Source organism: Kitasatospora sp. MBT63, from assembly GCF_000710465.2.
Classification (GTDB): Bacteria; Actinomycetota; Actinomycetes; order Streptomycetales; family Streptomycetaceae; genus Kitasatospora.
On the sequence record NZ_JAIZ01000144.1, the window covers coordinates 1 to 13,856 of the forward strand.

The following is a 13,856-nucleotide window of genomic DNA, read 5'->3' on the forward strand; positions in this document are numbered from 1 at the left end:
GACCAGGGCGTCGCCGGGGTCGGACTTCTTGCGGGAGACGCCGTGGCGGTCGCGGTAGCGGGCAGCGGCCATCGGGTTGATTGCGAAAACCTTGCGATCCCCGGTGCGCAGGATGGCGACCAGCAGGCCGCGGCCGGTCTCGATGGCGACCGGGATCGGCTCCTCGGCGGTGTCGCCGTGTTCGGCGAGGAGGTCGAGCAGGAGCTGGTAGCCGGCCGCGTCGTCGGTGATGCGGCGCTTGGCCAGCAGCTGGCCGCTGTCGTCGACGAGGGCGACGTCGTGGGTCCGTTCGGCCCAGTCGATCCCGCAGTAGATCACGCTGTTCTCCCTGGTCAGGGCATGCTCGGGCACTGATCCGCGAGCACGTGTGGGGCCACTCAGCTCCCTAATTCCAGGCCTCGTCTCGGGCCGACATCGCACTAGTTGTTGCGTGGCACCAGCTCGCTCCACAGGCCTCGATCTGTGCCGGAGCTCAAGGCCCGGGCCTTTCGAGAGGTCACCGTGGAACGGGCTCGCACCGCCAACATCGCTCCAACGAATGATCACCGCAGCCCGCCGTCGGCCGGGGCACCAAGCGCCGCAGATCTGCGGCAGGGCGTCGAACGCCAGGTCAGAGACATGTGCGTCCGCTCGGTGCCCCGGCCGACGGTGGGCGGCTGTGTGGCGGTGACCGTGGAGGGGCCAGGGTGAGCCAGGGTGGCACCGATCTCACAGAAGGCCTCTGTGGCCGGGTCGTATGCAGGTGTCTCCCTGGCCCGCTCACGACCACCCCTGCGGGCCAGGGTGGCGGCAACCGCTCCGCTTCCCACGGCCCTCTAATAAGGAATTAGGTCGTAGGCCTCCAGGATTTCCATGATCTCCCTGCTGTTCTTCACCCGGTCGAGCGTCGCCGACCGGGGAGGGTGGGGCGAGCGGGGAGATATCTGGCCGTCCACGGGGAAACCCCTGGCCATCAGTGGGGCCCTATATGGCCGCCTATGGGGAGATTGTCACGACCGCTGTCAACCGTGCTGACCGCCAGCCGCACCAGCGACCAGCTCACCCCGCAGGCCCTCGGCGAAGCGGCGCCGAGGCACCGATCCGCGACCGTGCCCAGGACCTGATCGACGCCATCGCCCACTGAAACTGGTACGGGGCCCTGCCGCAGCGGGGCCTGCACCGCTTCACTCGAAAGACTTGGGCCCCCGTCGCTCACAGTCCTTGCCGGGGCCCGCGGGGGCGGATGGGCGTGACCGCGGTTGCGGCGTCCTGGTGGAGTTGCTGCCGGAGGGCTTCGTTGTCGTGGAAGAGGGCGGCGATCGCGGTGTGGGCGGCCTTGAGCTTGTTCTCCAGGAGCGTGCATTCCTGGGTCTTCTTGGTCAGGCGCTTGTTGAGGTCGGCGATGGCCGCGTCGCGTTTGGCCTCGCCGGGCGTGGTCTTGCCGTGGGCGGCGAGATGGGCGTCCCATTCAGCGAGGATCGCCTTCGCGCGGTTCATGGTCGCGCGGCTGACCTGGGCTTCTTTGTAGAGGTTCTCTTTGGTGAGGCGGCCGTCGGTCCGTTGCGGGCGGCCTTCGAGGAGGCGGGTCATTGCTGCCCGCAGGGCGGCGACGGTCTTGGGGCTGACCTGGTCTTCGGGGTTGGCGTCGGCGGGTGCGGTCACTGGGGTTCTCCCGCCATCTTGAGGACGTTGCGGGTGATGTCGAGTTCGCGTTCGGCGAGGTCTCGGCGGCAGGCCGGGGTGGAGGGGTTGTTGATGAGCTGGAGCTGTTTGCGCTGGTGGGAGTCGTAGATCGGTAGGTGCTCGGGGCCGATCATGCTGTTGGCGCATCGGTCGGGCCGGCAGCGTTCGTCGAGGGGGCCGGTGTGGCCTTCCGGGATGATCGCGTTTTCGAGGCAGACGGCGCCGACGGGGTTGGTGTGGTCGGCGGTGCAGTTGTTGAGCATGCCGAACCGGATGTGGATCCTGGTCGTTCGCAGGAGCGTGTCGGCGGTGCGGGCGTCCCCGTTGCGGGCCTTGACGGTGGCGTTGATCTGGTCGAACGCGTCCTTGACCCGTTCGGCGCCGGGCCCGAATCCGATCTCCTCGCCCGCGGTGTGACGCTCGTAGAGGTCTTTGATCTTGCGGAACTTGACGTTGTCGAGGGCGTCTTCGAGGTATTTGGCCCAGTTGTCGTCGGAGGCGGCATAGCTGCGGGTGGTGGCGTTGGCCAGGGCCCGCTTGGCGAGGTGCTTGAGCTGGATGCCGGTGGCGATCTCGGACCCGGGGAACTGATCGGTGAGCATCGCCATCGTCCTGCGGAACATGTGGGGGCGGATGTAGGTGGTGGGAATCTCGTCGAGGCCGGTCCAGGTGCGGTGCCTGTTCACGAAGCGCACGAACGCCGCCAGCATCCTGGTGCCGACGATGGTGCCGTCCTGGTTGCCAGCACCCACTGGGGCGAAGACGCGCTCGGGGTGCCGGGAGACAGCCTCGGCGACCGCGAGGGCTTCAACGAGAGGTTCGGCAACCCACCAGTGCTTGCCGGGGCGGTTGGGGGTGCCCTTGATCTTCGTGGAGGAGATGGCAGGGGTGCTGTAGTGCTCGACGACGGATGCCCGCAAGATCTCGTGGATTTCCGAGTCGCGCATCATGGAAAGGCCCACGACCAGCGCGAACGCCGCATCGCGCAGGATCGCCTTGAGGTCGTTCAGCGCTCGAGGGCCGATGCCGGGGTGCCAGGCTCCCGTGCTGCCGTCCGGCCGAGTCGTCTGTACGAGTTCTCCATTCAGCGCCTGGGTCGTGGTCCGCCCCTTGGCCACTTCCTCCAGAACCCGTGCACGTCGCCGCCTCTCGATCTGGCTGCCCGTCTCGCAGAAGGCGCCATGGTGCTGCCGCTCGTAGCCGAGGAGAAGCGCCAGCAGGCTCCAATTCACGTGCGGAGCCCGGCCCTTGGAAGCCTTGGCGTGGAGCGGGATCTTGTTTTGGGGGTCGGCAAGCCATTCCTCGAGCCGTGGGTCGATGCCTTGGGACGACGACTTCGCGGCGGCGAGGAGCTCGTTGTGACGGCGATCGGCGCGCAGGACGTCAGGGGCGAAGTCGTGGATGTAGGCCCAGGCCGCGCGGATCAGCGGGAACCACGTCTCCGGGGGAACTGTGGGGGTGGAAAGATCTTTGCTGGCGCTCAGCTGAGCGACCTTGCGGGCGCTCTGACCAGGCCATGGGTCGCCGACAGGCCAGGGCAGGCTCAGGACGGGGGCGGCTGCCGCCAGATTCTTGAAGGCGGTCACGTGCCCGCTGACCGTGTACGGAGCGGACCCGGTCGCGGCCATGTCGATGATGCGCTGCCGCAGGTCCTGCACCGTCCATGCGTCCGGGTGAGCCGGGAGTCCGTTCTTGCGGCCCCACTTCGCCGCCGTCCGCAGGCGCGAGGCCACCTGGATCAAGGCGCCCGGGGCGCCGTAGCCTTCGAGGACGACACCGCTCTTGAGGACCTCGGGGTGCCGCGGGTTGAAGGTGAGCATCAGGAACTCGCGAGCCAGCAGGTTCCAGTACGGATCCTCCAGCTCCAAGCTGAAGTGGACCATCCACGAAGCGGCCGTGCGGTTGGCCGGCCGCTTGAGAACGCCGTTGAAGTTCCAGATGGCCCTGTCACCGAACCGGGGGATGCGGGCGCCGGGCTCGCGGGCCTCGGGCAGTAGCGAGCGCCCCTGGACGACGGGTTCGTCATCCCGAAATAGAGAGGGACGCCGCTGTTCGGGCAAGGGCAGGATCATGCGTCGAACTCCGTGTTCGCAGCGAGCGGCAGGTCGAGGACGGCTTGGCCGGCTTCGATGTGCTTGCGGGCCTGGTCCAGTTCCTCGGGCGTTCGGTCGTTCAGGACGGCGCGGAGGTTCACCCAGCTCTGTCCCCAGAGCCGCTCGAATGCCTGCGGAGTAAGAACGGTGCGGACTCGTTCCAAGTGCGCTTTAAAGAGAAGGAGTTGAGGCAGGTTGGTGGGCAGGATCCAGGCGTTGCGGCATTCCAGGCAGCGCAGTGGTGCGACGGCGCAGAGCTCGCCGGGTCGGCTGTAGGGGCCCTGGTAGGGGTTCCTGCAGTGGGAGACGCCCATGTCGAGCTGACCGGCCATGATGTCCTCGGCCTCCTGCGCGGACAGGCCCGAGTCCTCCAGCACGGCCTGGTCGACTTCCCCCGGGGCGTCGGAGATGACGGTGGGGCCGTCGACGCGGTCAAGAGCTTTGTCGAGCCAGTGCTGCTGGGCCGTGGCGATCGTCCGTCCGGACATGATTCGCAGCGTGGTGCCCTGCGCGTAGTGGGTGGCGAAGGTCTCCTCGGTGTGGTCGTCCGCGGCGGCACTGATGCGTCCTTCGGTCACGATGGCCTTCTCGACCTTGACCGATTTCCGCATGCGGCCGATGTGCCGGTCGCCCGTGATCTCGACTCCCGCGGCGTCCAGCCAGTTGCTGAAGGAGCTCTTGGACACGGGCTTCCACTCGTTGAAGACCGCGGTGAAGTCGTTGCGGACGGTAGCGGTGACGAAGAGCGTGTGGGTGATGTGCGGGGCCTTGGCCCGTACCCGTGCGGTCATATCCATGAGCTGGCGCACCACCTCGCTGGCCTCGCGCCGTGGCCAGTTCACCGTGAGTTGCCCGTCAGCGCCTTCGTCCGGGCCCGCCTCCACGGGTGCGGACTGGTCACGAAAGGCCCGGTGGCGTCGGCGTTCGGCCCGGTTCTTGAGGAGAGTCAACCGAACGCCCTTGGGAAGGAACTCCACCTCTGTCTCTCCGAAGCCGGTGACCTCTTCCGAGGCGTGGCCGGTGGCGTCCATCAGCAGGATGCGGAAAGCGTGCAGATCAAGGTTGTGCGGATACAACCTCGCGAACAGCTGGCGAGCCAGCTGCCTCCGCGCTGCCTGAGGAACGAAGACCTCGTCAGGGCCTGCGGCGAACGTCCGAAGTTCCGACGGCCATTCGCGAGGCGGAGGCACGAGCCGGTGAATGTCTCGAGGGGTGATCCGCTCGTGGGCGAAGCCCCAGAGCAGGTCGGGAATGCTGGTCCAACTGCCCTGGTCGGGGTGGCGGCCCTCTCCGGCCAGGGCCCAGCCCTCCTCCACACGCTTGCGGGTGGCGTGGACGCTCTGCCAGGCCGCACGAACCAGGGCCCGTTTCTCCTGGCGAGTGAACTCGTCCCGCTCCGTCTTCTCCCCGCTGCCCAGCAGCCCGGGACCGCGGGCCAGCCGGGCCAGCTCCGGGGCAACCGGACGCTCGGGGTGATCGTCCCGACGAATAATCAGCACCCGCAGGGCGCCCGCCAACAATCCAGGGTAAGTGGAGCTCGGAGCGTAGCTCTCGGGCAATGACAGCTCCCACTTCAGCAGCAGGTCAAGCAGGCGTGGATCGGTCAGGCTCACCGCCTCTGCCGCCGACCCGAGCTCCTTGTCCACGTACTTGCAGAACCGGGTGATCGCCAGGTGGTAGACCCTCGCATGGGTCGTGATGGCGGTGGCGGCCACGTACTCCACCCACTCGTCCGCCAGCTGCATGGCCAAACGCGAGCAGTAGAAGCCCGACGGATCCACCGCCACGAGCTGTCGGGGGATCTCGACGACTCGAGGACCGATGCCGCCGGGCGGGACCGGATTTGCCAGGGCCGCCCGCAAGCGGTCTCGATCTTCGTTGCTGCGGCCTTTCCGGCGTACCTTCGGCATCAGCAGCCGCCCTTGGCGCCGCTGATCGCGTGGGACGCGATGTCGGCATAGGTCGCCTCGTCGTCACCGATCCAGCTGGAGAACGCGGCCTCGAACTCATTGATCAGGTCATCTGTGTACTGGAGGTACTCGTAGGTGGTTTCCGGATTCGCATGACCGAGTCTGCGGCTGACAATCAGCAGCGGGTTGTGCCGGATGTGCCCGGTCAAGTACGAACGGTGCCGTCGGCGGCGCGCCTGCTGGTCCGGCTCCTCGCCGTCCATGATGTTCTCCAGGTAGGTCAAAAGCCGCAGAGCGTAGGTGTGCCTTAGGTCGTGCCAGCGCCACCGTCGTGCCGGCAGCAGTGGCGTGGACCGGTCGGCGAGGTTCGTCATGCGTGTCCAGGCCCGGTGGCGGTAGCCCTTCCAGGCGTCCGCCCCCGGCATTAGACCGCCGCGGCAGACGAACAAGGTCAGGGCCTCCAGGCCGAACTCGCCCTCGTAGACGGTGATCCGCCGCAGCTTGGCGTCCATGGCCGACATCTGGAACTCGCGCACGACGCCGTCCAGGACGCCCCTCACCCGGCCGCCGGCGACGTCGACCTCGCCCACCACGAACAGGTCGCGGGCTTTACGCTCCAGGGTCCGGGCTGCCCTGCGGACGATGTCCGGACGTTCGAGCAGGCAGAACAGGTCGGCGGACGCGACGGCATCCTCGGGAACGTAGACGGTCCGGGCTTTGCCGTACTTCGCGCAGGCTTGGACGATGTACTCGGCCGCTCCACCCGACATCCCCGGCCAGAGCCCGATCTCCGGCAGCAGCACGGTCGACCACTCCCGCCAACGAGCCCCCGATCCGAGTGCGATGTCGCCGCCGGCTCGGCCGCGCAGCGGCGACCACCCGCGGAAGGTCGGGTCCACCTGGGCGTTGGGAAGTTGCCCGCCCAGTCCCACATCTCGGAAGTATCGGTACTGCTCGAACGTGAGGTGCCGGATGTCCATGCCCGACCGGACCCGCGGCGCCAACGCGTTGCGTCCCCGCGCAGCCAGCCTCGCCGGGCGGCGCGGCAAGATCTTCCGCTTGACGAGGAAGCCGTAGAAGTCGTCCAGGACGAACGATTCCCGGCCCCAGGCCGACGCGCCGACCGGCCTCTCCTGCCACTGAGTCCGATGGCCGCGGTACGAAACAAGGTCGGACTCCGTCGCCGACAGCACATCGCTGTCCAGACCGGCAAGATGGTCGTCCAGCCGGCCGATCACCCGCCCGTAGTCCTTCAGCGTGGTCTCGTCCAGCAACGCCGTCGACAGGTACCTGCCGAACTCGCACAGGGGCGGGATCGGCGTCTGCGTCTCCTCGTCGAGGTACACCGGCGTCCCGTCGAGGATGCCCCGTCGCTTCAGCAGAGCGACCACCCTCGCAGCAGAGATCACATCGGTGTCCAGGTACTTCTCCAGCAGCCCTGCCTGCACGAAGGCAAGATCCATGTCCATCCCTCCCCGGGGGCCGGAGGGGAACTCCTGTCAGCTCACCTGTCTCGTCCCATCGAGACTGAACCACAGGTCTCATGAGACAGATTTGAACAGCTGAAAGAAGACCTGGTGCATCGCGTCGAAGTGCACTGTTCCGGTGGAGCGGCAGGCCGAGCAGGTGAAGATCCTCACGGACGCCTACGGCCTCCGGGGACCGGAACGCGATGCGGTGGTCGACGCCGTCCTCGAGCGGCAGGCGCGCAACGCGCGGTTCTGGGCCGAGATCATGGCCTCGCCCGACACCGCACCGGCTGAGCCCAAGGTGCTGGCTTCGCGGATCGAGTGGAGTCGTAGGGAGTTCGCGTTCACCGCCGCGAACCGGTCGGTGTTCGAGAACGCGTTGGCCTGAGCCAGTTCCGCCTGCGCCTATGGATCCGGCAGCGCGGGCGCGTCTGCTCCGCGTTGATGCGCTGCGCCGGGCAGGGGGCCGCCGCGATCCGGTGAGGCTGACCATCCGGTTCGCCGCCTGAGCCGCTGTGGCGGGGAGCCTGCGGCCATGCGGCCATCGGTGTCGGAAGAAACGGCTAGATTCGGGGCGTGGACCATCTCGACGCCTCGTCCGCCAGCACAGAACCGCAGTTCTGGCTGCTGGTGGCCGACCAGCTCGCTTACCAGGAATTCCCGGACGCCGACAGGCGCGTTCCGCTGCGCGCTCCCGTCAGCGGCTGGCCGATTCGATGGTTCGCCTGCCCGCAGTGTGAGAGCGCGGGGCCCCACACGGTGGCCGGTTGGCTGGGCGAGGAAGGGCGAGTCGTCTGTCACCTGTGCGGGACGCCCTGGGTTCCCGACTACGGTCGTCACGCCGATCAGACCGAGTCCCGGCGCGAACTGCTCAAGCAAGCCGTCGCCACGGCCTCTGACCGGGGCTCGACGTTCAGTGGGTCGGGAGAAGCCGACGCGCAGGGGCTACACCTCGAACTGCGTACCCGGCTCTGGGAGCCCACGGCAGCCGACATCGAGTGCGCGCGCCTGCTCCGCACGGAGCTTCGCGCCGCCGTCCGCGCGGGGATCACCGGTCCGGAGCCGGTCTCCCTGTCCATGTACCTCAGCAGTCGGCGGGCGCGCTGGAAGCCGACCCGTTCACCGGACTTCTCCCGCATTCTGGCCGGGGGCGTCGCCGTGCTCGCCGATCCGGAGATGGTCGTCGATTCGATGGCTGACCGCATCCTGACGGCCCTCATGGAGCTTGCGGAGGACCTCGCCGAGTGTCCCCTCCCACCACCGGCTGTTCCCCGGTGGAGGCGTCTCGTAGCCCTTTTGTCCCCCTGGCGCTGACGCTGCGCCGGGGCGAGGCAGGCCTGCCGTGCTCCGGTGAGGCGGAACCAGCTGGCCCGCTGTATGCGCCGTGACACGCCACCGGGTGAGGGCGCTTCCCCTTGCGAGACACACGCGCCGTGCATGACTCTGAGCCCGACTGAAGGCGCGGTCGACCGCCGCGTGTCGAAAGTCCGGTGTCCCGACTCGGTCGATCGTACGTCCCGCTCGGTGTGCCGCTTGTAAGTCGCGTTCGGGTGGGCACCCCACGGCCGGGTTCAAGATTTTCCAGCGCCCCAGGCGTCGTCGTCCCATCCCAGCGGGGCCGGCCGGTCGGACGCGACGTCGCTCACCGTCCTAATACCCCCACCTGCGGTAACGCGGCTTGCCTTGCTAATCGAACATATGAGCTACTTGAGGTGCCGGAAGGGGAGCCGGGACACGAGACGAAGGGACTGGCCGACCGGAGGTGATCAGGTGTTCCCGCACCTCCACACTGCGTCGGGCTACTCGGTGCGCTACGGCGCCTCGCTCCCGGCCGCGCTGGCCGAGCGGGCCGCTGAGCGCGGCGTCACCGAGCTGGCGCTGACCGACCGAGACACCGTCTCCGGCGTGGTGCGGCACGCGAAGGCCTGCGCGGCTGTCGGAGTCCGGCCGCTGTTCGGCGCGGATCTGGCGGTCGGCCTGGTCGAGCCCGCCGCCCCCGCCAGGCGGCGCAGGACCCCGGTCCGCGGCGGGGCCTTTGTGGATGAATCCGCGCCCCGAATCACCTTCCTCGCCCGCAACAAGGCCGGCTGGGCCAACCTGTGCGCGCTGATCAGCCTGGCGTGGGCGGTGCGGGGCGAACGCGGCGGCGGGCAGCCGGTGGTCCCGCTGGAGGTGCTTGCCGACCACACCGAAGGGCTGACGGTGCTGCTGGGCCCCGGCTCCGAGCCCATCCGGGCGCTGGCGGCCGGCCGGCCGGACCGCGCCGAGCAGCTGCTCGCCCCGTGGCGGCAGTGGTTCGGCCCGGCGCTGCGCCTGGAAGCGGTGCACCTGCGCCGTCCCGGCACCGGGCCGGGTTCCCTGCGCCTCGCCGCCCGCACCATGGGCCTGGCCACGGAACTCGACCTGGAGGCGGTACTCACCAACGCCGTCCGCTACGCGAACCCCGGCCAGGGCCCGGTCGCGGACGTCCTGGACGCCGCCCGCCTGCTGCGCCCCGTCCAGCCCGGCGCGGTGTGCGGCGGCGAACGGTGGCTGAAGGCTCCGGCCGCGATGGCGCAGCTGGCCGACGAGGTCGCCGAGGCGGCCGGGCAGGGCCCCGGGGGTGGCCGGCGCCTGCTGGCAGTGACCGCCCGTACGGCAGCCGAGTGCCGGCTGGATCCGGCGTCCGACCTTGGGATCGGGGGCGTGCGCTTCCCGGAGGAGGACCGGCTTGGCCTGGTGCCGGGGTCCTCGGCGCGGGTGCTGCGCAAGCGGTGTGAGAGTGCGCTGGCCGAGCGCGGCATGGACCGCGACCGGGAGGCCGTCCGGCGTCTCGCCGAGGAGCTCGAGGTGGCGACCGGCCTGGGCTGGTCGACGTTCTTCCTGACGGTCGCCCGGATCGTCGGAGACTTCAAGGAGGCCGGGGTGCGGGTGTCGGCGCGCGGCTCCGGCGCCGGATCGCTGATCGTGCACCTGCTGGGCATCTCGGCGGTCAACCCGCTCGAACACGGCCTCATGATCATGGAGCGGTTCCTGTCCTTCCGGCGCCGCTCGTTGCCCGACATCGACGTCGACGTGCCCGCCGACCGCCGAATTGCCTGCTACCGGCTCGTGCTGGAGCGATTCGGCACCGAGCGGGTGGCTGCGGTCGCGATGCCGGAGACCTACCGGGTCCGCTGGGCGATCCGCGACGTCGCCCTGGCCACCGGCCTCAGTCCCGAGGAGGCGGGCCGGCTCGCCAAGGCGTTCCCGCACATCCGCGCTCGGGACGCCCGCTCGGCGATGGCCGAGCTGCCGGAGCTGCGTCAGGTCGCTGAGCAGGCCGACCGCTACGGCGACCGGTTCTGGGACCTGGTCGAGGGCCTGGACGCGTTGCCCCGTGGAAGTGCGATGCACCCCTGCGGTCTGCTTCTCTCCGACGACTCCCTGCTGGCCCGCACGCCGGTGCTGCCCACCCCCGGGGACGGCTTGCCCATGTCCGTGTTCGACAAGGAGGACGTGGAGGACTTGGGCTGCTTGAAATTGGACATCCTGGGCAATCGGACCATGCAGGCGATGTCGTACGCACTGTCCGAGATCGAGCGCACCACCGGCCGAACCGTCGACCTGGACGACCCGGCCCAGGTGCCACTGGACGACGAAGCGGCGTTCGCCCTACTGCGTGAGGGAGAGTCCCTCGGCGTCTTCTCCATCGACAGCCCCGGCCAGCGGGATCTGCTCGGCCGCGCCCAGCCGAGGAACTTCCTGGATCTGGTTGTGCAGCTGGCCTTGTTCCGGCCCGGGCCTGTGGCCGCGGACATGATCAGACCATGGCTGGCCGCGCGGCACGGCCGACAGCCGGTCCGCTACCCGCACCCCGACCTGATCCCCGCGTTGTCCCCGACCCTGGGGGTGCTCGTGTTCAACGAGCAGGTGGCGAAAGTGATTTCGACCTTGACACGAACGGATCTGGCGATGGGGGAGGAGGCCCGCCGGGCGCTCAGCCGCCCAGAGCGGCTGCCCGCCCTGGAGACCTGGTTCCGCACCCGCGCCGCGAAGGCCGGCTACGACCAGCGGGTCATCGACACGACCTTCGAGCAGCTCAAGGGCATGGGAGCTTACGGGTTTCCTGCCTCTCACAGCGCCGCGTTCGCCGTCATCACCCTTCAAAGTGCCTGGCTGAAGGCGCACTTCGGCCCTCACTTCTACGCGGGGATCATGCAGGCGGAGCCGGGGATGTACCCGCTGCGCCTGCTGCTGGCCGACGCCCGCCGCCACGGCGTACCGGTGCTGCCGGTGTGCGTCGAGGCCTCGGAGGCCGGCTACCGGGTCGAGACCGGCCCGGACGGCCGGGACGGACTGCGGATCGCGCTGGCCGCGGTGAAGGGCATCACGGCGGAGGAGATCGACCGGATCACCGCAAGCCGCCCGTTCGCCTCGGTCCCGGACTTGTGGGAGCGGGCCCGCCCGTCCCTGCCCACCGCCCAGCACCTCGCCCGGATCGGGGCGCTGGCCGCGGTGCCCGGCGGCACCCGGCCGCGCCGCGACCTGCTGCTGCTCCTGGACGAGCTCCACCACGGCCGCCGCACGGCAGCGGTACCGGACCAGCTCGCCCTGCCCGCTCCCGCCGAGGCCTGCGCTCCGACGGGCCTGCCCGCCATGACCCCCCGCCAGGAGCTCGACGCCGAGCTGGAGGTCATCGGCCTGGACGTCTCCCGGCACCTGATGGCCGAGCACCACGCGCTGCTCGCCGAGCTCGGTGTCACCCCTTCCACCGGGCTGCGAGACGTCGAGGGCGGGGAGACAGTGCTGGTGGCCGGCGCGAAGGTGGCGATCCAGACGCCGCCGCAGAAGTCCGGCAAGCGCACGATCTTCCTGACCTTGGACGACGGGGCCGGCGGACCGCCGGTCGACCTGGCGTTCTTCTCCGGTCCGGACGCGGAGGCCGCTGCGCACACGCTGTTCCACTCCTGGTTGCTGGTGGTGCGCGGGCAGCTGCAGCACCGGGGCCGCTCCCTGTCGGTGGTGGGGCACCGGGCCTGGGACCTGGCAGAACTCGCCCGAGTGCGAGCCGAGGGCGGCACCGCCGCGGTCCGCGCCCTCCTTGCCACACCGGGGTCTGAGCACGGCGACGCCCGCCACGACGACCGGGGCACCGGCGGCGGTCCGGGCGGCGCCGGCCGGATGTGGCACGCCTCGCCGGGCTCGGCCGGGTGAGCGCCATGGACACCACCAGCAGCCCGGGCCAGGTGACAGTGCTGCACCTGCGCTGCCACCGGCCCAGCTTCGAGACCTACCGACAGGTCTTCACAGTCCTCGGCGACGTCACCCCCGTCGTCCAGGCCCTCCCGCCCGACAGCGCTCTGCTGCAACTCGCTGGCGCCGTTCGCTACTTCGGGCAGTCCCCGGCCGAACTGGCCGACGTCCTGCAGACCCGCCTGGCAGGCCGGCTCGGCCTGATCACCACCGGCGGTCTCGGCGCCAACCGGCTCTACGCCACGCTCGCCGCCGACACCGCCCGCCCCGGCACCGTCCAGGCCCTGCCCGAGGACCCGGCTACGGCCCTCGCCTTCCTGCACCGGCAGGACCTCCGGCTGCTGCCCGGCGTCGGCCCCGCCCTGGAGAAGAAGTTCCGCCGCTACGGGATCGACACCATCGGCGAACTCGCCGCCGTCCCGGAGGCCACCGTGCAGCGCATCGCCGGCGCCAGCACCGGCCGCCTGCTGACCGAACGCGCTACCGGCACCGACCGCCGCACCGTCACCCCGGCCGGACCGCCGGCCACCATCGCCTCCACCCGCCGATTCGACCGCGACGTCCTCGACCCCGCCGAGATTCGCCGCGCCCTCCTCCAGCTCGCTCTCGACCTCGGCGCCCGGCTGCGCGCCGCCGGACAGAGCGCCCGCACCGTCGAGCTCCAGGTGACCTACGTGGACCGCTCGGCCACCACCAGGTCCAGGACGCTCCCGGAGACCACCAGCCACAGCCCCGTCCTGCGCGACACGCTGTACGCCCTGTTCGGTGGGCTGGGGCTGGAACGGGCCCGGATCCGGGCGATCACCGCCCGGATCGGGGGCCTGGTCACCGCGAGCCGTGCCAGCGGGGTGCAGCTGAGTTTCGACACGGTCACCGAAGCTGCCCGCGCTCTGGAGCCCGTCCTCGACCGGGCCGCGGCCCGGTTCGGGAGCGGCGCAGTTGCCCCCGCCGCACTGTCCGCCGCCCGAGGTCGCCCCGGCTGGACAGCGGGGGCGAACCGGAGGCCGACCCGGTGACCCGGCCCGACCGGGGCAGGTCGGGTTGCCAACGCCTCTGTCGGCTGGCGGTGCTACGGCCTTGCGGCCTCGAGTGCCGGCCGGGCCGATGGTCCACCGGTCGCCCGGCAGCCGTACGAAGGCGCGGTGGGCCGCCATCGGCGGCTGTCACTGCCGAGCGAGCGGCACCGACACGCTGCGCAGGGGCGGATCAGGCGCGCCGTGACCCGGTGAGGCGGACCAACCAGCCGGCCCGTCGCCTGCGCCGCTTGGGCAGGTGGGCCAGGACAGCGTGTGCCGGGCGGGCGCCAGGTGCTGGGCGGGCGGTGGGCGCGGTGGCTTCGGCCGACGCTGCGGGGAACTGGAGATCGGGGTGGACGACGAGGAGGTGCTCGTCGGCGTAGGCGGTGCGCAGCCCGGCATCGGCGAGGAGGCCCTGCAGGATCAGATTGTTCACCGTGCGGGTGCTGGGCGCGCCGTCGCGGGTGCGGCAGACGTTGACGGCCAGGACGC

The 13,856-nt window shown here is 70.1% G+C and carries 10 protein-coding genes; 4 read left to right on the forward strand and 6 right to left on the reverse strand.

The genetic code is table 11. The features are described from left to right. The 5 genes from AA75_RS09685 to AA75_RS09705 all read right to left on the reverse strand — a co-directional run. The coding region (locus AA75_RS09685; RefSeq protein WP_149038042.1) for a transposase at positions 1–336 on the reverse strand (336 nt) is incomplete at its 3' end. Positions 337–1,191: 855 nt separating this feature from the next. Beyond that, the gene (locus AA75_RS09690; RefSeq protein WP_051740073.1) at positions 1,192–1,641 is read right to left on the reverse strand and encodes a hypothetical protein; all 450 of its coding nucleotides are present in this window, start codon (positions 1,639–1,641) and stop codon (positions 1,192–1,194) included. Beyond that, complete coding sequence (locus AA75_RS09695; protein WP_033819452.1) at positions 1,638–3,734, reverse strand: hypothetical protein; 2,097 nt, start codon at positions 3,732–3,734, stop codon at positions 1,638–1,640. Before AA75_RS09695 ends, AA75_RS09690 begins: the two co-directional genes overlap by 4 nt. Then, entirely contained in the window at positions 3,731–5,665 is a 1,935-nt protein-coding gene (locus AA75_RS09700; protein WP_033819453.1) for a hypothetical protein, read from the reverse strand. The genes AA75_RS09695 and AA75_RS09700 overlap by 4 nt, the downstream gene beginning before the upstream one ends. After that, the gene (locus AA75_RS09705) at positions 5,665–7,128 is read right to left on the reverse strand and encodes a site-specific integrase (RefSeq protein WP_033819458.1); all 1,464 of its coding nucleotides are present in this window, start codon (positions 7,126–7,128) and stop codon (positions 5,665–5,667) included. The genes AA75_RS09700 and AA75_RS09705 overlap by 1 nt, the downstream gene beginning before the upstream one ends. Positions 7,129–7,270: 142 nt before the next feature. Here AA75_RS09705 and AA75_RS09710 point away from each other — a divergent pair, with 142 nt between their 5' ends. From AA75_RS09710 to AA75_RS09725, 4 genes are all read left to right on the forward strand, one after another. After that, the gene (locus AA75_RS09710) at positions 7,271–7,522 is read left to right on the forward strand and encodes a hypothetical protein (protein WP_051812065.1); all 252 of its coding nucleotides are present in this window, start codon (positions 7,271–7,273) and stop codon (positions 7,520–7,522) included. 188 nt (positions 7,523–7,710) lie between these two features. Next, positions 7,711–8,448, forward strand: coding sequence for a hypothetical protein (locus AA75_RS09715; protein WP_033819454.1), 738 nt, complete (start codon positions 7,711–7,713; stop codon positions 8,446–8,448). A gap of 456 nt (positions 8,449–8,904) precedes the next feature. Beyond that, the gene (gene dnaE / locus AA75_RS09720; RefSeq protein WP_033819455.1) at positions 8,905–12,309 is read left to right on the forward strand and encodes a DNA polymerase III subunit alpha; all 3,405 of its coding nucleotides are present in this window, start codon (positions 8,905–8,907) and stop codon (positions 12,307–12,309) included. A gap of 5 nt (positions 12,310–12,314) precedes the next feature. Further along, entirely contained in the window at positions 12,315–13,364 is a 1,050-nt protein-coding gene (locus tag AA75_RS09725; RefSeq protein WP_063794319.1) for a hypothetical protein, read from the forward strand. A gap of 190 nt (positions 13,365–13,554) precedes the next feature. On the opposite strand, the gene AA75_RS09730 is transcribed toward AA75_RS09725, so the two are convergent. Continuing rightward, positions 13,555–13,856: hypothetical protein (locus AA75_RS09730; protein WP_033819456.1), on the reverse strand; the 302-nt coding region annotated here is incomplete at its 5' end.